We start from the raw sequence: 19,849 nt of genomic DNA, 5'->3' as shown, positions 1-19,849 counted from the left end.
AATTGGCAAGGCTTAATAATTAAGGGGTGTGATTCGTTCGAGTATATGGTGGTGGCCGTTTTCGTACTTCCAACAATTCCCTTCAAAGGGTTTAACAGGGAAATGCTTACCCATTGCCTGGGCGATTAACTCCATTAACGCTTCAATTCGTGCCACGTAAAATCCCTCAAAATCGTCAGAGCGCAGCATCATTGGGTCAATCGCATGAGAGCGTAACATCTCATCAAGTCGAGTGGGTGATGTCCCAGACATCTCAAACTGTTTGAGGTAAACCGAAGGGGCTTTGCCACCAATTTTTTTGTTGGTTTTTGCCGCCAGAGGTGTGCGGTTGACCAAACTGTTGTATTTTTGCGGCTTAATGCCTCGCTTTTTACACCAAGATACTGGAAAGATGTGGTGAGACTCAACCCGTTGTTCAAAATAAAGCACGTCATTAATTTCTTCCCCCGTACTCCAATCAATGGCCCCTTGGAGCCGCAACAAAGCTGATAAACCTTGGTACAAAGCACCGTAACGTTTCCTGACACTGAGCAGTCGTTGTATCGAGAAATGAGCAAAAGTAAGGGTCGTGGGTACTAAACTGCCGGATAAAAACCTTGGCACTTCCAGTAAATCATGGGTGACTCGTGTCTCAGACCCACGGGTATACATTTCTCCCAGCATTCCGGCCCACAGCCAATGTCCTAATCTCGAACGAACCTGTGCGCCTTCTGCTTGTTCTCCCACTACGGTCAAAATGGCGGCTAAAGCCACTAATTGGATTGGGTAGGCTAGGTGATTAGCGTCAAAGATTCTCTGGCTGTACAAGAATCGAGCGGCGTCCTCAAACCCTTTGGTGACGGAGTCTGCCCAAGTAGTATATTCCTCGGTTGACAGCTTCAGGATATCTGTTCGCCGACAACTAATGGCGGGTATTCTCTCGATATTCACACCCGCACGGATGGCTGATGTGCGACGGGTGTAACTGGCAACTAAGGTAACCGCTTGCAGAAAATCCGTGTTTCTCAAGTTGCGTAGTACTTTGAAGGACTTGAGATGAGCCTCTCTGTGCTTCCAATCATCTCTCAAGCTAAAGTTATCCGTACAGTAGCTAGCACTCATCAGGTCGAAGTAATTAAGGTCACACCCACAGGTGTTGGTGTCCTCAAACACTTGGCAAACGGCGGCTTTGGGTAGAGAGTCCCGGAGTTGGATGACAGGCATCTGATAATGTTCAAACTTTTTCAGGACTTCTAGCTCAAACGTATCGATGAGTTTCAGTTTTTTGCTGTCGTACTGCCAGAACTGAGAATACTCGCTTCTCCATTGTGAGAAAGAGAACACTTTTGATAAGGGGAACAGTCTGGCTAAAAATTCTTGTTGTGGGGTAGAAGCATCAATTAGTTCACCGCTAAACGTTCGTAGTCTTCTTGATTCAGGTAAGGTAACGATGGCTTCTAGTCGCTCCTTGTTAGAGTCGAGCGCTTTTTCAATATCCAGGTAGTACCAGTGACGGCTGATTTTATTGCTGTTTGAGCTTTTAACTAGGACAGGTTGCTCGGATAGCAGCACCATGAATAGAGCGGTTAAACGCTGTTGCCCGTCTAGGATTAATAAGTTGGGGGCAGGTGGTTGCTGTAGAGTCGCGCCATCGACTGGGCGGGGTTTGAAGCGGACATGGGAGTTTTCTTGCTGAAGTAGCATAACTGCACCAACGGGGTAAGCCAGAGAAATGCTAGATAAGAGCCGACGCACGCTTAAGTCATCCCAAACCCAATCTCGCTGGAAATCGGGGAGTTGAATTCTGCCTGTTTTGATGTCTTTGAGGATATCAAGTAGGGGGTATTTGGTGATGTCAAAGGTGCTAATCGAGTTCATCGTCTAGCTCAGAAGTGGTTGCAGTCTTTACCAACCATAAAACGCTTCATTTCCAGCGGATTAGCTGTAACTGCAAAACCTAGCCCCAGGATAGGTTTTTATGAAGGTTCGTTAATTTACTATTGACTTTCAGGAGGAAAAATGGATTGAAACCATTCTTCTGGAATGTCTTGATAATTTTCTAAGAGCAAATCTGCCAGTTTGAGTTTGAGGCAAGGATAAGTACCAGGACGCCGATAGTTTTCTCCTCTGGCAAACCAACGAGTTACGGTGCCGATGGTGCAATGGCAGATAGCAGCAAGCTGTTCGTAATTAACGTCCCATTTGGTTAGGAAGGTTCGGGGTGAGATTCCGAGTTGGGTATGAGAAAGCAGAGCAATCAACTCTACTTCGCGTTGTTCTAGGGAGCGGGGATTACTCATAGGGATTTTTCTCAATCTAGCGGTTCGAGGTCTTGTTCCCAAGCGGTATCAGCACTACAGAAACAGCGACTGTAGGAGTCGGTATCGAGGAAAACTAAGTATTTCCATGACCACTGATGGCAATGGTGGGCAAAGGCATAAAAGCGCCCAATTATGACGCCTGTATCAGTGTTGTCTGTGTCAGAGAGAGGTTTCCACTTGACGCGATCGCCATACAGAAACCGGGGCGTTTCCGCGTCGGCTGGAAAGTTTGGAGGGAGGCAGACTGATAGAGGCGGTGCATCCAGACTGATTAAGAACAAGTCAGGAATCACGATTAGTGGGGGTTGAATGAATATGCTCAAAAATACGCGATATACGCGAAATTAGCAATAATAGCAATATTGCTAAAATCAGAGTTCTTACGAGTTTGTGCGAGAATGAAGCCTGAAACTCCCGTGTTTAGCTTATTTGTGGTCGATAAGAGGAAATCTCCGAATTACCAGGAGTTGCGCGGTTTTGTCCCCAAGACGCTTTCTCTAAAATTCAAGGGAATTTGTAAGGGCTTGGGTCGGGATATCAATCTAGGCTTAGAGGAAGCGATACAAGACTGGATCGAAAAGCAGCACAAAGAGGAAGACTCAGCACCATCTGAATCATCAGTAGCTGAAGCTTCAACGACTGCGCCGCTAGTCGTACCGACGATCGCGTCTTTGATTGAAGAAACGCTGAGTAACCAGGACTGGGTGCTTGGGAAACTTGCGGCGGATGTTGAAATGCCTGTGGAACGGATTAATGAGTTGCTAGAAGGTGATCGCGCTTCAGACGTAGAACTCCAAAAACTCGCACAACGGCTGGTTAAACCGGATGGTGAAGCGTGGGAGGAAGGGGAACTGGTGGATATTCGACTGGCTGAGGATTTGAAGCGGAGACAACAAAAAAGGCAATCGCGCTAACTGCACCAAGCTTATTAGGTTTGGGGTATTTGCGAAGTGTCAGAAACTCGCTCAAGTCTCTTATCTGGAAGGGATTTGGTTCTATATGCCTGATAAGGGTGATTCGGGTGAGCAGGATATTTAAGTTCTAGCAAGCCTTGTGACAGCAAGGGATTTACATAGTGGTTTCGGATGCTATCCGGTTCGCGATCCAGCAGGTCAGCTAATGTTCGGAGTGATAGGTAATGTTCGGAGCAGAGTTCTAAAATGACTTTCTCTACTAAGCTCTTGTTTACGCGACCTTTCTGACGGACGGGAGCTGCAATTTCTTGCAAACGTTTGTAATGTTCGGAGCTTGGCTCGTAATGTTCGGAGCTTGGCTCGTAATGTTCGGAGCTTGGCTCGTAATGTTCGGAGCTGGGGAACAGTGAAAGCAAGTCTGATTGACCCTGGCTGGGGAGAGTATAGTAGGTGCCGCGAGCACGACCAAATTGTTCAAGCCAACCCTTGTTCACTAGACGCTTAAGGCATTCACCGATTTCTCTGGGGTGTTCATGTCTGTAACGCTGAATACCGATGTTATTAATCTCCCCAAAGCGGTGCGCTAGCATCAAGACGGTTCGGTCTAGCTCTGTCAAATTACAGTAGTTATCCCCCACTATCTCCTTTAATTCCCTTTCAACATCTTCGGGAATGAAACTTGCCATTGGTAAAGCAACTGATGTCACCTCTAGGTCTAGTTTTTCTGAAACCAAGGGAATCAGCCATTGCTGCTCCCTCCAAGCACGGAGGATTTTCTGAAAACCAGAGCCTGCCTTCTCTCCTAAACCCAACATTTGAAACATCTTTTGCAGGTTGGGGTTACGAGCATCGCTAACACCACCTTCATAAAGACGCTGAAGAGGGATTCTCAAACGACCGGGATTAGAGAATAAAAAGCCGTCTGAGAGTTTAACAACTCCGATGGGACGTGTAGATTGATGGTCGGCATGGATTAGAGTATTGACCAAAGCTTCGCGCAGTGCCTCATGCACATGGGTTTCACCCCGGCGCACAGCGTCTTTGTCAAGTTGAAATGGGACATCTAAATCATTAACTAGACGACCATATACCCGATAGTAGAAGTTATAAAGATTTGGCTCCCATCTTCCATCGAGCGTCAGGCGATAAGTCCATCGTGTCTCTGGATCGTCAGAAAATCGCTCCTGGTAATCAAGTTGGTAGTGAGGAAGACCATCCAGAAGACTACGCTCACGACCAAACATGAGCAAACCAGCTAGTGTTAGTCCTTCTGTACCTGTGCTGCGATCGCGACGCCAACCACCTAGCCGACAGAGCAGCTCCCGATCATCTAGTGCCAGCCAAGGGTGATCGGGTTCCCTAGAGCTAAACCGCTGGCGAAATGATTTTAGTGTTTCTGGATCGAGATCAGCAAGGTCAAAGCCCTCTAAAATCTGAAGGTCTTGAGGGTTATCACTGGCATCCCGTAGCATCTGCCGCACTTCCTCTGAAGTGCAGCGGTAGTCCCCCTCATAATTACGCTTGTAGGTGCCAGTCATGGGATTATGGTCGATATACACAGGTCGCTGGGTACGTGCAGCTCTGGGTACCCAAATAGTGATTAGGCTGTGTCCATCAACCTTTGAAACTTGCACATTAGAGTTGGAACAGATTGGGGCATTGAGCTTTTGTGGGTTGTTATGAATATCCCAGAAGTTTTTCTGTGCGCCATTGGGGTTGCGTACCCCAGAGATTACAAGTCTGCCCTTACTCTCGCTGACACCGAGTACAATATAGCCTCCATCTGTATTAGCAAAGGCGGATACCGTTTCCCACAAATCCTTTGGTAATCCTCCATCGGCAGACTTGAACTCAATATCTTGGTCTTCTCCGATGTCTAGACGTTGTAATAACGTTTCTACATCCATTCAATTGAAAAATAGGTGGTAGACACTCCAGGCAGCAAAGATTGCCTTCTCTCATTCTAGTTTTAGCCTCTGGTTGAGTGCTGGTTCCTTCTGCAAAAGGGAAGCTATTTTCGAGTTCAGAGCGTTAGCACTTCATTGCCTTACTCTATTCCTGGTAGCTTTAGCTGGATAAATTCTTTGTCTTGCTGTTTGGCTTTCGAGCCAAGATACTCAGCAGCATCACCCATCGCCTGCGTAGCGGCTTTGGCTTCCGCTTCGGCTTTTGTCTGTTCTGCGCCAATCTCTTCTAATAAGACGGATGCAGGCTCATCATTGAAGCCTTGAGGAGTCAGTTCACCCCGAAAGGCACGATGCAGCAGGGTTTGAAATAAATGCTCTGCTTGGCGTTCGGCTTCCCGTTGTTGGGTGCGGAGGCGTTCAAATTTCTGGACAATTTGGGCAAATTTTTCTTGGAGAGGAAGGGGTGGGAGTGGAAGAACAATCTGTTTAAGTCCTTCAACACTAATATTGAATTGACCAGCAGTAGTGCGAATAAATGGTGACATTACTTGCCGCCCTACAGATGTTCGTAAATAGGCTGATACAAACCAGGGATTAACTTTTTTAAAATTCAGCCTAGCTCGTATTAAGTATGAAGCGAATAAATATGAATCGTTCAAATTAAAGACAGCAGAGCGTCCAACATAATCAAGGTTGCCATTTGTCCGTACAAAAAGTAAATCACCTTCGCGAAGTGATAACTGCTCTATTTCTTTTGATGATAGTTTGGCATACTTAAGGTTACTTATGTCTATCTCGTCACCTAATATATTTGGAATACGAAGCACTGGTAAGCCATTCGGTTCAGGATAACATTTTGTTGAAGTTCCATATATACAATCAGTTTTTATATCTGAAAGTGTTACTCTGTCCCATCCCATCGAATTAATGATGGGGTCGCCGAACATCTCCAAGAAGACGGATTGCAGGTAGGTGTCGCTGAGTTGTAGGGCGTAGCGTCGGGTGCCTCGGAGTCTGTCGGCTTTTTGTGCGATCGCAGCAATCCGCTTTTGTTCTGCTAACGACGGCAGGGGAATTACAATTCGCTTTATATCTTGGATGACCAGATTGCGATTTGCTGCTCCTTGTGTTAGCTCGGCAGCTTGAACGCGACAAATAGGTGCATTAAGCACTCTCTCCATATATTCGGGTATAACATCTGGACGGAGTTTAAGGAGAGCTACACTTACAAAGATGCTAAACTCTCGCTCAATATCTATAGCCTTGGCAATGCCTGTTGTCCCGACTTTTGTGTAAAGAACATCTCCTCGTTCTGGTTTGCACCTTTTACAAAGTTCCCGGTGTTGTTTCTCAGTGATAAAGCGACAGTCATCGAAAGAGATACCTGTCTCTCGGACATCTTTGACTGAAAGAAATGGAATACCTTCCGACACATAAGTGGGAGTGAAATGGGTGCCATCAGAGATATCGCGACACACCTCTGCCAGCGTTACCCAACGCCAACCATTAGGCAATTTCTTCCCTTCAGTTATCATCATGCTGCAAACAACTTCACTTGGATTCTATGTAGAGCATCAGTTCTTTTACTTCCATCGCCATAACATGCTCTAACTTCAACAACCTCTCCATCGTCACCTGTGGCGACTCATAATAAGGCTCATCCTGCTCAATCTGACGGTAACGACTCGCTGAAAGGTCATATTTATTCGCCTTCACCTGCGCCTTTGTCACCCAAAACTGCCGATTCAATTGATTAATTTCCGCTTGCAGGGGTGCCATTTGCTCGTGCAGTTGTGCCAGTCGTTGCCTATCCGCTTCCAAAGCGACACGGGTCGGCTCATCATCGGCGGGTGCGATCGCATTCTCAAACGTCAGGCGATTGATTTCCTTGAGTAGCTTCAACCGTTCAGCCTTCATCGGCGCAATTTCAGATTTTAACTCACTCAAGCGTTCCGCTCTTTGCGTCGTGAAATCAGGATTAAACCGATTCTTCCAACAGGTGAGAATATCCGGGATATCATTCTCCGCTACAGGTTGCCGCTTTTGATCCAGGGAAAACCCATCGTGTTCCATGTCATAGAACCAAATCTTATTCGTCGTATCGCCACGAGTAAAGAACAACACTGCCGTCGATACTCCCGCATAAGGCTGAAACACCCCAGATGGCATTGACACCACTCCATCCAGGCGATTTTCTTCAACAATCTTATGACGAATCTCCTGGTGTTGCTTGCTCGAACCAAATAGCACCCCATCCGGTACAATCACCGCACAGCGTCCGCCCATATCCAGCGTTCGCAAAATCAGGTGCAAAAATAGCAGTTCTGACTTCGTGCAGTTAGTTGGCAACTCTAGACCCAGGTCTAATTTACCCTTAGCAGACTGCTTGGCTCTTTTCCCATTAGCAGATTTGTCTTCGGGTTTCCCCTCAACAACTTTCTCCGCGATTTTTCCCTTAAAGGGCGGATTCATCAGCACCAAATCATAGCTTTTCTTATCGGTAAATTCTTTCGAGAGGGTATCCATGTAAAAGAACCGGGGATGCTCGATTCCGTGTAGCATCAGGTTCATCGAGCCGATGCGTAACATGGTCATGCCGGAATCGTTGTCATAGGCAGTAAACGCTTCCTTTTGGAGAAACTCACCTTGCTCAGGAGAAAGCAAATCGCCGATTAACTGCTTTTGCCCCTTGTCGTCGTACAAAATATCCGGGCTGGTGTGGGTTTCTAAAATGTACTCATAGGCATTCACCAGAAAGCCGCAGGTTCCCGCTGCCAAATCCGCAATTCTGTCCCTTGGCTTAGGTTCCCTCATCTCCACCATCATCCGGATAATGTGGCGCGGCGTGCGAAACTGCCCGTTACGCCCCGCAATACTCAGCTTTGACAGCAAGTACTCGTACAAATCGCCCTGAACATCCTGATTCTGTTCGGAGATTTTCAGTGCTGCGATCGCGTTGCAGACTTCAATCAACAAGCGTGGATTATTGATTTTGAACTCAGCACCCTGCATGTACTGCTTAAAAGAACTGCCCTCATTCCCCATTTCCTTCAACCAGGGAAAAACCTTAGTTCTTACATACTCCAGGGCATCTTTCGCCTCTTTGTTAGTCCATTCCCGCCAGCGGATTTCTGGTGGCACAAGGGGCTTATAATCTTGGTTTCGCAGTCTTGCCTGTCGTTGTCGGTCGTCTTCACTCTCGTCCAACCGCTTCAGGAACAGCAAAAAGGAAAACTGCTCGATCGCATCCATTGGATTGGACAAGCCCCCAGTCCAGAGCTTGTCCCAGATTTGGTCAACTTTTGATTTTAAGTCGGGGTCAGTGAGCATTTTCAAACCTTTTTATCTGAAACTGAAATGAAGGAACAGCTTTGGCGATAACTCAAAGCTTGCTATCTAGAAGGATTGCTGAACCAGCCCATCATGCTGCCAACTGGTCGATAAACGCCAGCAATTCATCCACTCCCGTCGATACTTCATCTGGTCAGCTAAGGAAGCAATCACCTGACTCAACTCCTGTGCTGTCGCCGTCTGTAGCTTTTTCGATAGGCACAACTCTACTGCTGCTTGCCGTTGAGGGTCTTGATGTACAAAATCAGGCAAACGGCTAACATCATTAGCAATTGATTCCAGTGTCTCCGGTTTTGCCCCATCGCTCAGAATCTCAAGCTTCAACCGTTCCACTTTACCCGTGAAGGTCGCTGCTGCCATATCGACTTCTGGGATAAACCTCAACAACGGGGCAACTTTCACGCTGAGAAACTTGAGTTTGTCTTTGGTGATGTAACTCCAGAAGGAATCCGACAAAGCCTGTTCAACCTCATTCAACTGCTTTTTGACTGTAAACGAGTCAATTGGAATCTGAGCAATCTGCGATCGCAGGTCAGCAATCACCCGTTGACAGTCCTCTGATTCCTGCTCGCCCAGATACGATTTCAGCAGTTGCACTCTCGTGTTAAAGATTCGCTGAAGTATTGGCAGGGACTGAGCTATATCTTCTTGAGGCTCGACCTCAAAATCATTGTCCCAGAAGTCGATAATCCGAAAGTCCTTCTTGCTGCGCTCAGGCAACCACTCTAAATGCTTGCAGGTCTTCTGGCTGCGGGTTCCCCGCCCAATCATCTGCCACAGCTTAATGTAGGAGTACACTGGCTTCATAAACACCAGATTCACCACCTCTGGCACATCCACTCCGGTGTCCAGCATATCCACCGAGATGGCAATTCGAGGCATATTCTGAGTTTTGAACTGGTTGGTTAACTTACCTTTGTACTCCGTTTTATGCGTAACGACTCGCACCAAGTCGGAATACTGAGGATATAGTTTTTCAAACACCTTACACAGGCGCAAAGCGTGAGACTGACTCAGAGCAAATACGATTGTTTTTCCCGGTAACTGCCCCGACTCATCCTTATAGCAGACCTCCATAATTTCTTCCCATTGCTTGCGTAGGGTATCTGCATTGCTAACCTTTTTCTCTAACTCTGAGCCAGAATAATCAACGTCATCCGGGTCAATCCCCTGCTCGATTAGGGCGTTACGATCGGCTTGGCTCATTCTTGCCCCTTGAATCCCCTCGCGTTGCAAGTTCGTCTGAGCCTTATACAGTCTAAAGTCAACCAGGTACTTTTCTTTAACCGCTTGACTGTAGGGGTAATCAGAGGTCGGGATACGGTCAAAGCAGTGAAAGGTGTTGAAGGTGTTGCGATTAACAAATCCCGCTGGGGTAGCCGTCAATCCAATCATCCGTCCGTCAAAGTAGTCCATCACCTCTTGGAAGAGGTTAAAGATTGACCGATGCACCTCATCAAAAATAATCAGGTCAAATAAAGGCAGGAGTGAACTGTTTAAAGCAGTTCCTCAGCGTTTTATCTGTTACTACATAGAGTCGTTTCGTCTTATCAATGTTATTGGTTGTGATGCGATCGCAAGGTTCATTAGGGATATGAGCCTCAAAACCATCCATCAACGCTTGATCGACCAAATTATTCCGATCTGCGACAAACAACACCTTTCGGGTTTGGTTCGCTCTCAAAAACAGGTCAACGATTGACATGGCGGTGCGAGTTTTCCCCGTTCCCGTCGCCATCACCAACAAAGCACGCCGCTTTCCTTCATCAAATACTTCACAAACTTGTCGAATCGCCTCCTGCTGATACACCCGTCCCGCAATCTGAAGATTAACCGACACGTTCATCAACGAAATTTTGTTCTGGCGAATGTAAAGCAAATTCTCCAAATCGTCTAGCGAGAAAAAGCCAGCCACTTGCCGCTTAGCCGTATTCCCCACATCCCAAAAATAAATCTCCTGCCCATTGGTCATAAAGGCAAATGGACGAAAACTCTGATGCTTCTCGATTTCCTTGACGTAATACTCAACCTGCGTCTGAGCAATCTGTGGCTCGAAACTCTGTCGTTTTGCCTCAACAACGGCGATTACATCACCGTTAGCACGATAGAGACAATAATCCGTAACACCATTCCAAAGCTCTGCATTGTACCCATCTACCGGAACTTCAATTCCGACCTGGTTTTTCTCCTTATCTAGATTCCATCCCGCTTTCACTAGCGCTGGATCGATTAAATCTTTTCGAGTATTCGCTTCATTGCGAGACATTCAGAATCTCCGAAAACTGGTTAGAGCAACTGCGCTACTCTTAGTGTTCCCAGTTACCAAGGCGTGAGTAACAATCAACTATTATGGCTTCTGTCTTGACTTTTTGCCAAAAGTATGAAACTCGATTCTTTACCTTAAAGCTATAGGAAGAGTGAGCGAACAGCCTTCAGAGTAAAGCGCGAAGTGCGATCGCCTGACAGCCCTTGGGGCATCCTACGGCAGGCGCTGTCCTCACTAAAGCTCCGGTTTGGGCAATCGCTTCGTGCAAGCCTTGGGCAAATCGCCCCAGTTAATTACTTAGGGGTTTCAATTTTGGCAGTTCTTATCCGCTTGACAATCCTTGCCCAAGTCCAACCGTAATCGCTTCCCATCATCAGCCAGCGAATCCAATCAATTGAAGGCTCGTTTTCGTATCCCCACCCTCGTTCTCTCGTATTGAATTCGTTATTTTCAAAATAATCTAATATCTCATATATATCTCGGATGCTGATTGGGCTTGCCGAGGCAAGAAGTTGGGGTATCCTAAATTTCTGCGTCCCTCCATACTTCTCATATAAATAAATGCCTCGCTCCGCCGCCTGACTCACTGCCTCTGGCGGAAACAGCTTGTCTTGTTCGTCTTGGCTGCTATTAGCTTTAATCCGTCGTTTATCTTGGGGAGTGTTAATTGTGTACTTAATAGCGGTGACTTGAAACCGGAGTATTGGCTCAATGGGAGCTGCATCCATTTTTATTTACCAAAGTAAGGGATGGGATGAGAGCTACTCCTGTTTTCCCAATACTGTTAGCGTAGGTGCTAAAGGCTTATCAGTATAGGTGAGAGAAGCCTCAATGCTTTAATCCTACAACTAGCGGATAATCCGGGGCATCACTCAACACCAACTCTCTGGATCAGGAATGAGCGATCGCCTTACAGCCCTTCTCTTCTCCTGTCGGAGACGCTCCGCGAACGAGACGCTACGCGGTTTGCACTGGGCTTCGCCCCGCTAGGCTAACGTGCCGCTAGGCTAACGCCTCGAAGAGAGCTAACGCTAACATGCCCGTAGGGCTGTACGGGCATCTTACGGCAGGCGCTATCCTCACTAAAGCTCCGGTTTGGGCAATCGCGCCAGCGCTAGCCTGCGGCTCATCGCACTCATTCACAAGAACTACGGCCTAATTCTTGTGCTTTTCTGTCCCGTTCTTGTCGCCTTTCCTTTGCTATTATCTGCCGCTTTTTCATGGAGGTAAACTTCATGCCACAGCGCTTACAACAACCCTGTTCCCACTCAAATGGCAGCGCAAATTTCTCATCACAGGCAGGGCATCTAGATATCAGTGGTAGTTGGTGTTTCTCACAGTATTCGGTTGATTGGAACTGCCAATGGATACGGTGATAGGGAGCTTCACGGTAACATACAGCACATAGGCGAGTTGAGCGAGTCACCATTACCTCACCGTTTGGCGGACACAAGGCTTCAAGCTTACTGACTTCTACACCAATCAGCTTACTCATCGCCTCCAACTCTTTCCGAGTCGGACGCGGATTGAAGCGGAACTTCTCCCAGCGCGATACAGCAGTACCAATCCCCGCTTTTTTACTCAAACTCCCCGGAGCCGATATATTCACAATTTCCTGACGGCGAAATCGTCCGAAGTAGTGGCTAATGCTTTCTCCTTCAAACGGCTCAAGATACCAGGGTGGATGTTGGGGGGCTTCAGTTTCCATTTCTTAAACCTACGAATACTCTCAATCAACAGATGTTTTGACTTAAACCTGTTTAAGTTTGGATATCGGTTGAAATTGAATGCCTAATGCTTGGGATATATTTTGAGGGTTAATTTGAGCCTTAGGATGGTCAAGCCTCCAAATAGCAATCTCACGTAGATGTTCATATAAGGGTCTGAGCTGACCTTGAGAAGCCTCGTGCAGCAGCGCAACGATCTGAGCATTCGAGTCCAATTTCAATGGCTTCGTCCACTTTAACCCTGATTTTTCCCACTCTCCGATTACAGTCGCTGTATCATCCTGAGACAGTAGATTAAACGGGTGATACTTCAAAAATGTATTATGTATATTGATGTATCTTTTCTTTTTATTAGAGTTTGGATCGAGAATATCGTTTAAGTAGGGAGGACCTGTCAAAATCACCGAAATCTTCAGTTTTTCCGAAATTCTTACAAGCTCATTAAAAGCTGCAAATGATAATAACTCTGCCTGATTGACAATCAATATTTTGACCCCATACCCTTTAAGGGTTCCCCATGTCCGCGCACGCAAATCTCGTAGGGGTCTACAATCAAAAGGATTGGAAAGAAACTCCAGAATCAGGAGAAATAAATCGGTAGGGCTGCCATGTTGTTCCATCTCAATATACGCAACTGGGGCAGGAAGCTGTAAAAAATCACCTCGACGCTTTATACGCTTCTTCGTGTAGTAATCTAACGCTTTTGATAAACCCAACCGATCAAAGGTAGTGACACGGGCACAGATTTTGAGGTCACGCCAGTAATCCAGGCGGTCAAATAAATCCTGATCTCGTTGCACTCCTACATACGTCTCAATCCGACCAATTCGCTCAACCTCGGCTTGTTGTTCAGGCGATCGACTTGGTTGCTGCCCAGGCTGCTGGATAGCTACATTCGCCTGAGTATTGCCAGCCCCTTCAGCATCGACTTTTTGCTGGGGCGAGTGGCGTGGTTCCTCCTCCGGTGGCTGGATGGCTGCGTTGGATTTGCTCATCTTCGTTTACCAGTTGTCTTCCATGAACTCATCCCAGTCAGGAACTACAAACAGCGCAGGCTTGACTGGCATTTCAGTTTGTTCATATACAGACTCTACACCCTCAGAGGGTGAGGAGGCGATCGCTTCGGTAACAGTTTTTCCCTTCTTTTTGCCTTTTGAAGAATCCTCTGGATGTAACTCCACAATCTTGGAATGAGTGGACTTACTTGTAATGCGACGTTGTTCAGACTTTCGCCGTCCTTTGACAGTTTTTGCTTGCTCAATCGAAGAGGTGTACAAATCCCGTTGCTGTGCCAGTATTGAGGACTGATCGATCGCTTTACCTTCATCACGAATCTTTTTCTTCCTATCCTCCCACTCCTTCAAAGACAACCGCTCCTCCTCCAAATCCCTAGCCCTGATAGTGCCCAGATACTTCGAGGGTTGACCGCTTTTCTCCCGCGTGTAGGCGAGAATGTAAACGATATTGCTCGGATTGTATCTAAGAGTAACCTGGTAGCCTTCGTAATCCTTTAGGAAATTCGCTGCCTTGTCGTATCGCCAATAACCCTCTTCATCCCTGCTCAAACTAGCTGTATAGACTAGCCCTACAAACTCTATGCTTCCACGCTCTTGAACTTTTCGCTTTGCCTCCTTCATTAAACAGATATCGAGTTCTCGCTCATGGTTAGGCATTCTTAGCTTTCCACCAATTAAGCCTACCCACCATCGTTCTTGACGAGGTGTTTTCTCCTGGTCTTTTCGGACTTTGGGATAAAAATGGTAATTGTGGTGATCGACAAAATGCCGCACTAATCTTCTCTCATACTCCTCGTAGACAACACAAGCCTTCTTCTCTGGATTCTTTGGGCGCTCCTTCAAGGAACCTCCCTTAAAACCCAGTACCAGTGAGGCAAATTCGGTTTTCAGTCCTAAAAATAATCGCTCTACCACTCCACCTTGCTCAGTGTAGAGACGAAGGCGCATTTTAAAGTCTAAATCGGCAGCAATGTGTCTTAGATGTGCCGACTTAAATTCCTTGGCTCTATCAGTGACAATATACTCAGGTAGTCCACAAACGTCCCACTTTTCTCGGAGTTGGTACTCTTCACCGTAATGTTTCGGCAAAATGGCATGTCGGAGTGCTAAGGCAACTTCATGGGAACCTGGAGATTCAAAGCCCATGTGATAGCCCATTACACAACCTGAGAAGGTATCGATGACTGAGGTAATCCAAGCACAATTGATTAGCTCCCCATTGGCGTCTACCAGTAAGTTATCTAACTTGGTATGGTCAGTTTGCCAAACTTGATTGCTACGTGTAACGACGATATCGCCATCAGTTGTTTTGACGATGAGTCCTGGTCCTTGCCCTGGATTCCGAACCTTTCGCTTTTTCTTTTCGATGTGCGGGTCTAAGACCTTGTAAACGAACATATGCGAAGGATATTCACCGTCTTTCAACCCTAACTCCAGTTCAGCATGTCCCTTGACTTGGTTATAGACAAGGTTTGGGGTCATGCCTAGACCTGCTTTTTTAGCCTGCTTATAAGTCTTGGTGATGAACTCTATCCAGTACTCAACACTATGCTTCCAGCGCTTACAGCCTTTGAGTTGACCTGCATCAGATCGAGTCGTTCTAGCTATTGCAGCTAAACCCTCCTTCTCAACCTTCTCTAACCACCGCGTTATCGTTCTAGGATGCTTTTCTAGTCGGTCTGCCCACTGTTGGATTTTCTCTTGCTTGAGTTCGTCAGCAGCTTGGAGAATCTCCTCAATCGCCTCAATCTTACGCATTACCTCCCGTTTTTCATCCAGGTCTTCAATCAGCTCAATCAGGATTTTGTGTTCCTGAGTGGGTGGCTGTTCTTGGTCTGTTTGAGAAGTTTCGGCATCTTGAGCCGGCGATATTTCTGCTAATTCCATAAGATTGCTGGGGAAAAGGCAGTTATCTATTTAAAATTATTTTGGTCGATTTTGGGAAAAAGGCAAATAAATATTTAAACTTAGCAAGTAGATAAAAAAGACACAAAAAAGCCTGAAGCTCAATTTCACAAAGCTTTTCAGGCTACAAAACTAGATTGACACTAAGTGTTTAAACTGGACAAATAGCTGTTTAATGGACAAAAGAATAGGATGGCATCTAAAAATTTGGGAAGTGGTTTACTTTAAAAATAACAAGAGGGGCATTGGTGAGGCAAAAAGGCTGGAAACCTTCATTTAAAATGTTTCCAGCCTTTTTTGGCTATAACAGCAAAAGGGAAATTAATTCTTTAAAGTGGAAATTAATGATTTAATGGACACACGAGTACATAAGCTCTACAAAAGGAGAGGTAGCTTACACCACCTCTCCTCTTATTTCTACCTCAGACTACTCTAGCTAGAAGCCTCTTAGAAGCGACCACGGGCATTGGTATTAGGCTTGTGAATGATGAAGCTCAGCACTTGGCACTGCTTCACATTATCAAAACCCACCACACGGATGTAAGAATCGCGATAGTCAGAACGGCAAGCATCCACTTCAGCCATCACTTCTTGAGTGTTGCGAGCTTTGAAAAGGGGCAGCTTCCACAATGTCCAGTAGTGATGCTCTGGTTCTGAATTGTCGCTGAATTCTACAGCCGGGATATACCCTTGATCCAAAATGTATTGGACTTGCTTGACAATCTGGGAATCGGTCAGCGGGGGTAAGTAGGAAAGGGTTTCAAAACGACGCTCTTTCGGTAAAGTTTGCATGGGTTAGGTGTGTTTTTTGAATTAGGGGTGTGCAACAGGTGACCTTGGTATTCGCCAAATCGGTCACCTAAATTAGCTTTCCGAGTCCGTTGGCTGTTCGGAACTGGACGGGGGTTCAGAAGCGGTGAGTTGTGTAATCCGCTCTAGATGTTGACGTCGATGTTCCATATTTGACTGCTGGATGGCAGCACGCACCATTTCTGGTAAGTAGTCTGCCACTTCCTCCGCCAAGTGCTGCCGCACGGTCATGATCCGAAGCGCCAGATCTTGCTTTTCCTGAAGTAATGCCCGGATGAAAGCTTCTCCATCTTGGACACTAATCTTGGAGGAGAAGCCATGCAGCCAAAGTGACTGAGGTGGGTCAGTTTCACTTAGTTGGTCCATGACGACCCGCAGTGCTTGATAGGTCATATAACTGCTCAACGTCTTGGCAGCGTCCTTGGCAACTCGTTTTAAATCCATCTTCTGACCCCAGCCTTTTGAAGTATGAAGTATTAAGTATGAAGTATGACAGTTCATACTTCACACTGTACACTTCACGCTTGATCAGACGGTGTCCATCGCTTCAAACTCGAACTTGATTTCCTTCCACAGTTCGCAAGCTGCCGCCAACTCAGGACTCCACTTGCACGCTTCACGAATCACATCGCCGCCTTCACGGAACAGGTTGCGACCTTCGTTACGAGCTTGGATACAAGCTTCTAGCGCCACACGGTTAGCGGTAGCACCAGGAGCATTACCCCATGGGTGACCCAGAGTACCACCACCGAACTGGAGGCAGGAATCATCACCAAAGATTTCCACCAACGCAGGCATGTGCCAAACGTGAATACCACCGGAAGCCACAGGCATTACTCCAGGCATGGAAGCCCAGTCTTGAGTGAAATAAATACCCCGTGCGCGGTCTTGTTCAATATGGTCTTCGCGCATCAGGTCAACGAAGCCCATGGTGATACCTTTTTCACCTTCGAGCTTACCAACTACGGTACCGGAGTGGAGGTGGTCACCACCAGACATCCGCAGACACTTAGCAAGAACACGGAAGTGGATACCGTGGTTCTTCTGACGGTCGATTACAGCGTGCATCGCACGGTGAATGTGTAGCAGGACACCGTTGCGGCGGCACCACTTAGCCAGGGAGGTGTTAGCGGTGAAACCACCCGTTAGATAGTCGTGCATGATGATGGGCGTCTTGATTTCCTTAGCGAACTCAGCACGCTCCATCATTTCTTCACAGGTGGGGGCGGTGACGTTGAGGTAGTGACCTTTGATTTCACCGGTTTCAGCCTGTGCTTTCTCAATGGCTTCTTGGACGAACAGGAAGCGATCGCGCCAGCGCATGAAGGGCTGGGAGTTGATGTTTTCGTCGTCTTTGGTGAAGTCTAGACCACCGCGCAGGCACTCATAAACCGCACGACCGTAGTTCTTCGCAGACAGACCTAGCTTGGGCTTAATCGTACAACCGAGCAGAGGACGACCGTACTTGTTCAGCTTGTCACGCTCAACGGTAATCCCGTGAGGTGGGCCTTGGAACGTCTTCATGTAAGCGATGGGAATCCGCAGGTCTTCCAAGCGCAGTGCACGCAGGGCTTTGAAACCAAATACGTTACCCACCAAAGAGGTGAGCAAGTTGGTGACAGAACCTTCTTCAAACAGATCCAAAGGATAGGCGATAAAGCAGATGTACTGGTTGTCTTCCCCAGGCACCGGCTCGATATCGTAACAACGACCCTTATAGCGATCGAGGTCAGTCAGCAAGTCTGTCCACACAGTCGTCCAGGTACCAGTGGAAGACTCAGCGGCAACAGCAGCACCCGCTTCTTCTGGAGGAACCCCAGGCTGTGGAGTCACGCGAAAAGCCGCCAGGACATCAGTATCTTTAGGGGTGTAATCCGGAGTGTAATAAGTTAATTTATAATCTTTTACCCCGGCGTCGTACCCAGCTTTTGACTGAGTGCTGGTTTTAGAGTAAGACATGTTTTCCTTCCTTAGGAGCGACTGAATGTTGCAACAGGTATATGCATTGACAACGGTTGTAGATTCTGCCCTGAATTTTTGGAACAAAAATCTTTTAATAAGGCTTGCCTAATAAGCCCTGCTCAGGGTGCAACACCACACCCAATTTTCCCTTGTTTTGGCTGTTGCCTGGGAGTACCTAACCCAATGCTATTTGACCACAAAATTGACCACTAAAGAGCATCTTTTTGTAAACAAGGCTTAACTGGATAGGTAGCGCTTAATTTCTTAATTGTTTTGTAACTATAGCAAGAATTCAATAAGTTATAATTCAAATCTTCTGTTGTTTTTCATAAACTTTTTTTATATATGAGAAGAACCATCACATCTTGTAAAGTTTTGTTAAAAAAGTGAATTGATGTCCCGTTTAGAGATAGAGAAAAAATATCAGGCTTGGCCTTCTACTCATCAAGCATCCAGAAGCGATTAAATATAGGGATACTTGTAAATATAGGAATACTTGCACAATAGCAAGCTTATTCAGGAAGGCAGAGAGAACCGCGATGGCGTTTTTAACAGCCCATATCCGTTTTTTGATGAGTGTGACATTACTAGGGTTGAGCTTAGCCCACCCAAGAGCGATCGCTCAAACGTTGGTGCAGACGAATAGTGAGTCAGATTTTCCCGAAACTTACACTGACCCAGGCAGGCAGACGCCCGTCTACACGGGCGACCCACCACCGCCATTAAATGAGCCATTGTCCCCAGAACGATTACGCCAAGACACCGCACCTCTGCCGACTGATTTCCGCATCAGTGCCTTGCAACCCGACTTTACCGGCGACCTTTGGGTGGGAGCTTGGACAGGGTTAGCCAGAATTAACCCCAATAGCGGACGCTTGTTAGCACGCATAACGCTGCCGAATTACACGATTGGTGCGTTAGCCCAAGATAAAGTCGGACGCATTTGGGTGGGCACTTATGAAGGATTGTTGCGCGTAGACCCCCGCAGTAATGAGGTGACGGCACAGAATTTCACCTTACCTTCTAACCGCGTGTTGTCATTGTTGCTCGATCGCCGGGGCTATCTTTGGGTAGGAAGCGATCGCGGTCTTACCCTGATCAGTCCCGACCAAGGATTATTGATGACGACCGTACAAAAACTCCCCGGTGTCAGCGCTAACGCCCTAACTTTAGATCAAGATGGTCAGCTTTGGGTGGGTACCCTAGAAGGACTTGTGCGTGTCGATACCGCCAGTGCTTTAGTCATCGGTCGCATCCCCAGCCTGCCTGGAACCACTGTACAAACCTTAGCGCTATCACCCGATGGTAAACTTTGGGCTGGAACTCCCAACAGTTTACTCGTCATTGACCCAGAAACACGAGAAGTCCTACGCTCCGTTACTCCACTGCGAGGACGCAATGTCACCTCTGTGCGCTTTGCTAAAGATGGGACTGTTTGGGTGGGGACAGATAACGGCTTGTTGAAACTAAAACCGGATAGTGGTGCCGTACTGGGTGAAGTTCCCGATCTTCCCTCTAGTCGTGTTCTTGTCTTGTCGCCTGACACTGGTAACAAATTGTGGGTGGGAACAACCGAAGGATTAGCCTGGGTGAGTCAGACCACAGGTCAGGTCAGACCGCATTTAGCCTTCACTCGTGACAATCCTAGAGAAAGTTTTTAACTTGACTGATTAACTCGCTTCATCACAACC

Annotated in this window: 17 protein-coding genes; 2 read left to right on the top strand and 15 right to left on the bottom strand. The window is 46.9% G+C overall.

The window, feature by feature from the left end; genetic code table 11:
* Window positions 1-12: 12 nt before the first annotated feature.
* The 3 genes from NDI48_27255 to NDI48_27245 all read right to left on the bottom strand — a co-directional run bounded on the left by NDI48_27255 (window position 13) and on the right by NDI48_27245 (window position 2,623).
* A complete protein-coding gene (locus NDI48_27255; GenBank protein MEP0834865.1) occupies window positions 13-1,857 on the bottom strand; it encodes a DUF262 domain-containing protein in 1,845 nt (614 codons plus the stop codon).
* Window positions 1,858-1,976: 119 nt separating this feature from the next.
* Window positions 1,977-2,279, bottom strand: a complete 303-nt coding sequence (locus NDI48_27250; protein MEP0834864.1) for a helix-turn-helix domain-containing protein — start codon at window positions 2,277-2,279, stop codon at window positions 1,977-1,979.
* Window positions 2,280-2,290: 11 nt separating this feature from the next.
* Window positions 2,291-2,623 (bottom strand): hypothetical protein, encoded by a 333-nt coding sequence (locus NDI48_27245; GenBank protein ID MEP0834863.1) that lies wholly within the window; start codon window positions 2,621-2,623, stop codon window positions 2,291-2,293.
* A gap of 75 nt (window positions 2,624-2,698) precedes the next feature.
* On the opposite strand from NDI48_27245, the gene NDI48_27240 reads away from it, so the two are divergent.
* Window positions 2,699-3,214 (top strand): hypothetical protein, encoded by a 516-nt coding sequence (locus tag NDI48_27240; GenBank protein MEP0834862.1) that lies wholly within the window; start codon window positions 2,699-2,701, stop codon window positions 3,212-3,214.
* 14 nt (window positions 3,215-3,228) lie between these two features.
* Here NDI48_27240 and NDI48_27235 read toward each other — a convergent pair whose 3' ends face one another.
* From NDI48_27235 to NDI48_27180, 12 genes are all read right to left on the bottom strand, one after another.
* Window positions 3,229-5,121: a putative DNA binding domain-containing protein gene (locus NDI48_27235; GenBank protein ID MEP0834861.1), complete on the bottom strand. Its 1,893-nt coding sequence runs from the start codon at window positions 5,119-5,121 to the stop codon at window positions 3,229-3,231.
* A gap of 140 nt (window positions 5,122-5,261) precedes the next feature.
* Window positions 5,262-6,659 (bottom strand): restriction endonuclease subunit S, encoded by a 1,398-nt coding sequence (locus tag NDI48_27230; protein ID MEP0834860.1) that lies wholly within the window; start codon window positions 6,657-6,659, stop codon window positions 5,262-5,264.
* Between the two features lie 13 nt (window positions 6,660-6,672).
* Entirely contained in the window at window positions 6,673-8,451 is a 1,779-nt protein-coding gene (locus NDI48_27225) for an N-6 DNA methylase (protein MEP0834859.1), read from the bottom strand.
* 66 nt (window positions 8,452-8,517) lie between these two features.
* On the bottom strand, window positions 8,518-9,888 hold the full coding sequence (locus NDI48_27220) for a hypothetical protein (GenBank protein MEP0834858.1): 1,371 nt from the start codon (window positions 9,886-9,888) through the stop codon (window positions 8,518-8,520).
* Window positions 9,889-9,943: 55 nt separating this feature from the next.
* Window positions 9,944-10,738, bottom strand: a complete 795-nt coding sequence (locus tag NDI48_27215) for a DEAD/DEAH box helicase family protein (GenBank protein MEP0834857.1) — start codon at window positions 10,736-10,738, stop codon at window positions 9,944-9,946.
* 293 nt (window positions 10,739-11,031) lie between these two features.
* The gene (locus NDI48_27210) at window positions 11,032-11,466 is read right to left on the bottom strand and encodes a hypothetical protein (GenBank protein MEP0834856.1); all 435 of its coding nucleotides are present in this window, start codon (window positions 11,464-11,466) and stop codon (window positions 11,032-11,034) included.
* 407 nt (window positions 11,467-11,873) lie between these two features.
* Complete coding sequence (locus NDI48_27205) at window positions 11,874-12,446, bottom strand: TniQ family protein (GenBank protein ID MEP0834855.1); 573 nt, start codon at window positions 12,444-12,446, stop codon at window positions 11,874-11,876.
* A gap of 42 nt (window positions 12,447-12,488) precedes the next feature.
* Window positions 12,489-13,460, bottom strand: a complete 972-nt coding sequence (locus tag NDI48_27200; GenBank protein MEP0834854.1) for an ATP-binding protein — start codon at window positions 13,458-13,460, stop codon at window positions 12,489-12,491.
* A gap of 6 nt (window positions 13,461-13,466) precedes the next feature.
* A complete protein-coding gene (locus tag NDI48_27195; GenBank protein ID MEP0834853.1) occupies window positions 13,467-15,368 on the bottom strand; it encodes a DDE-type integrase/transposase/recombinase in 1,902 nt (633 codons plus the stop codon).
* A gap of 465 nt (window positions 15,369-15,833) precedes the next feature.
* The gene (locus tag NDI48_27190; protein MEP0834852.1) at window positions 15,834-16,178 is read right to left on the bottom strand and encodes a ribulose bisphosphate carboxylase small subunit; all 345 of its coding nucleotides are present in this window, start codon (window positions 16,176-16,178) and stop codon (window positions 15,834-15,836) included.
* Window positions 16,179-16,250: 72 nt separating this feature from the next.
* Window positions 16,251-16,640, bottom strand: a complete 390-nt coding sequence (locus NDI48_27185; GenBank protein ID MEP0834851.1) for a chaperonin family protein RbcX — start codon at window positions 16,638-16,640, stop codon at window positions 16,251-16,253.
* Window positions 16,641-16,724: 84 nt separating this feature from the next.
* A complete protein-coding gene (locus tag NDI48_27180) occupies window positions 16,725-18,155 on the bottom strand; it encodes a form I ribulose bisphosphate carboxylase large subunit (GenBank protein ID MEP0834850.1) in 1,431 nt (476 codons plus the stop codon).
* 542 nt (window positions 18,156-18,697) lie between these two features.
* Between NDI48_27180 and NDI48_27175 the strand changes: the two genes are divergently transcribed.
* Entirely contained in the window at window positions 18,698-19,819 is a 1,122-nt protein-coding gene (locus NDI48_27175; GenBank protein MEP0834849.1) for a transcriptional regulator, read from the top strand.
* Window positions 19,820-19,849 lie beyond the last annotated feature (30 nt).

Origin of the sequence: Microcoleus sp. AS-A8 (assembly GCA_039962225.1) — a bacterium.
In the GTDB taxonomy this organism is placed as follows: Bacteria; Cyanobacteriota; Cyanobacteriia; order Cyanobacteriales; family Coleofasciculaceae; genus Allocoleopsis.
The sequence above is the reverse complement of the archived record's forward strand: the minus strand, read 5'-3'. Positions and strand labels throughout refer to the sequence as shown.

Bases quoted from the DNA above. Each gene is read 5' to 3' on its own strand.
- NDI48_27205 (MEP0834855.1), bottom strand. From the start codon at position 12,446: ATGGAAACTGAAGCCCCCCAACATCCACCCTGGTATCTTGAGCCGTTT.
- NDI48_27200 (MEP0834854.1), bottom strand. From the start codon at position 13,460: ATGAGCAAATCCAACGCAGCCATCCAGCCACCGGAGGAGGAACCACGC.
- NDI48_27195 (MEP0834853.1), bottom strand. From the start codon at position 15,368: ATGGAATTAGCAGAAATATCGCCGGCTCAAGATGCCGAAACTTCTCAA.
- NDI48_27180 (MEP0834850.1), bottom strand. From the start codon at position 18,155: ATGTCTTACTCTAAAACCAGCACTCAGTCAAAAGCTGGGTACGACGCC.
- NDI48_27240 (MEP0834862.1), top strand. From the start codon at position 2,699: ATGAAGCCTGAAACTCCCGTGTTTAGCTTATTTGTGGTCGATAAGAGG.
- NDI48_27190 (MEP0834852.1), bottom strand. From the start codon at position 16,178: ATGCAAACTTTACCGAAAGAGCGTCGTTTTGAAACCCTTTCCTACTTA.
- NDI48_27220 (MEP0834858.1), bottom strand. From the start codon at position 9,888: ATGGACTACTTTGACGGACGGATGATTGGATTGACGGCTACCCCAGCG.
- NDI48_27225 (MEP0834859.1), bottom strand. From the start codon at position 8,451: ATGCTCACTGACCCCGACTTAAAATCAAAAGTTGACCAAATCTGGGAC.
- NDI48_27255 (MEP0834865.1), bottom strand. From the start codon at position 1,857: ATGAACTCGATTAGCACCTTTGACATCACCAAATACCCCCTACTTGAT.
- NDI48_27250 (MEP0834864.1), bottom strand. From the start codon at position 2,279: ATGAGTAATCCCCGCTCCCTAGAACAACGCGAAGTAGAGTTGATTGCT.
- NDI48_27235 (MEP0834861.1), bottom strand. From the start codon at position 5,121: ATGGATGTAGAAACGTTATTACAACGTCTAGACATCGGAGAAGACCAA.
- NDI48_27215 (MEP0834857.1), bottom strand. From the start codon at position 10,738: ATGTCTCGCAATGAAGCGAATACTCGAAAAGATTTAATCGATCCAGCG.
- NDI48_27230 (MEP0834860.1), bottom strand. From the start codon at position 6,659: ATGATGATAACTGAAGGGAAGAAATTGCCTAATGGTTGGCGTTGGGTA.
- NDI48_27210 (MEP0834856.1), bottom strand. From the start codon at position 11,466: ATGGATGCAGCTCCCATTGAGCCAATACTCCGGTTTCAAGTCACCGCT.
- NDI48_27185 (MEP0834851.1), bottom strand. From the start codon at position 16,640: ATGGATTTAAAACGAGTTGCCAAGGACGCTGCCAAGACGTTGAGCAGT.
- NDI48_27175 (MEP0834849.1), top strand. From the start codon at position 18,698: ATGGCGTTTTTAACAGCCCATATCCGTTTTTTGATGAGTGTGACATTA.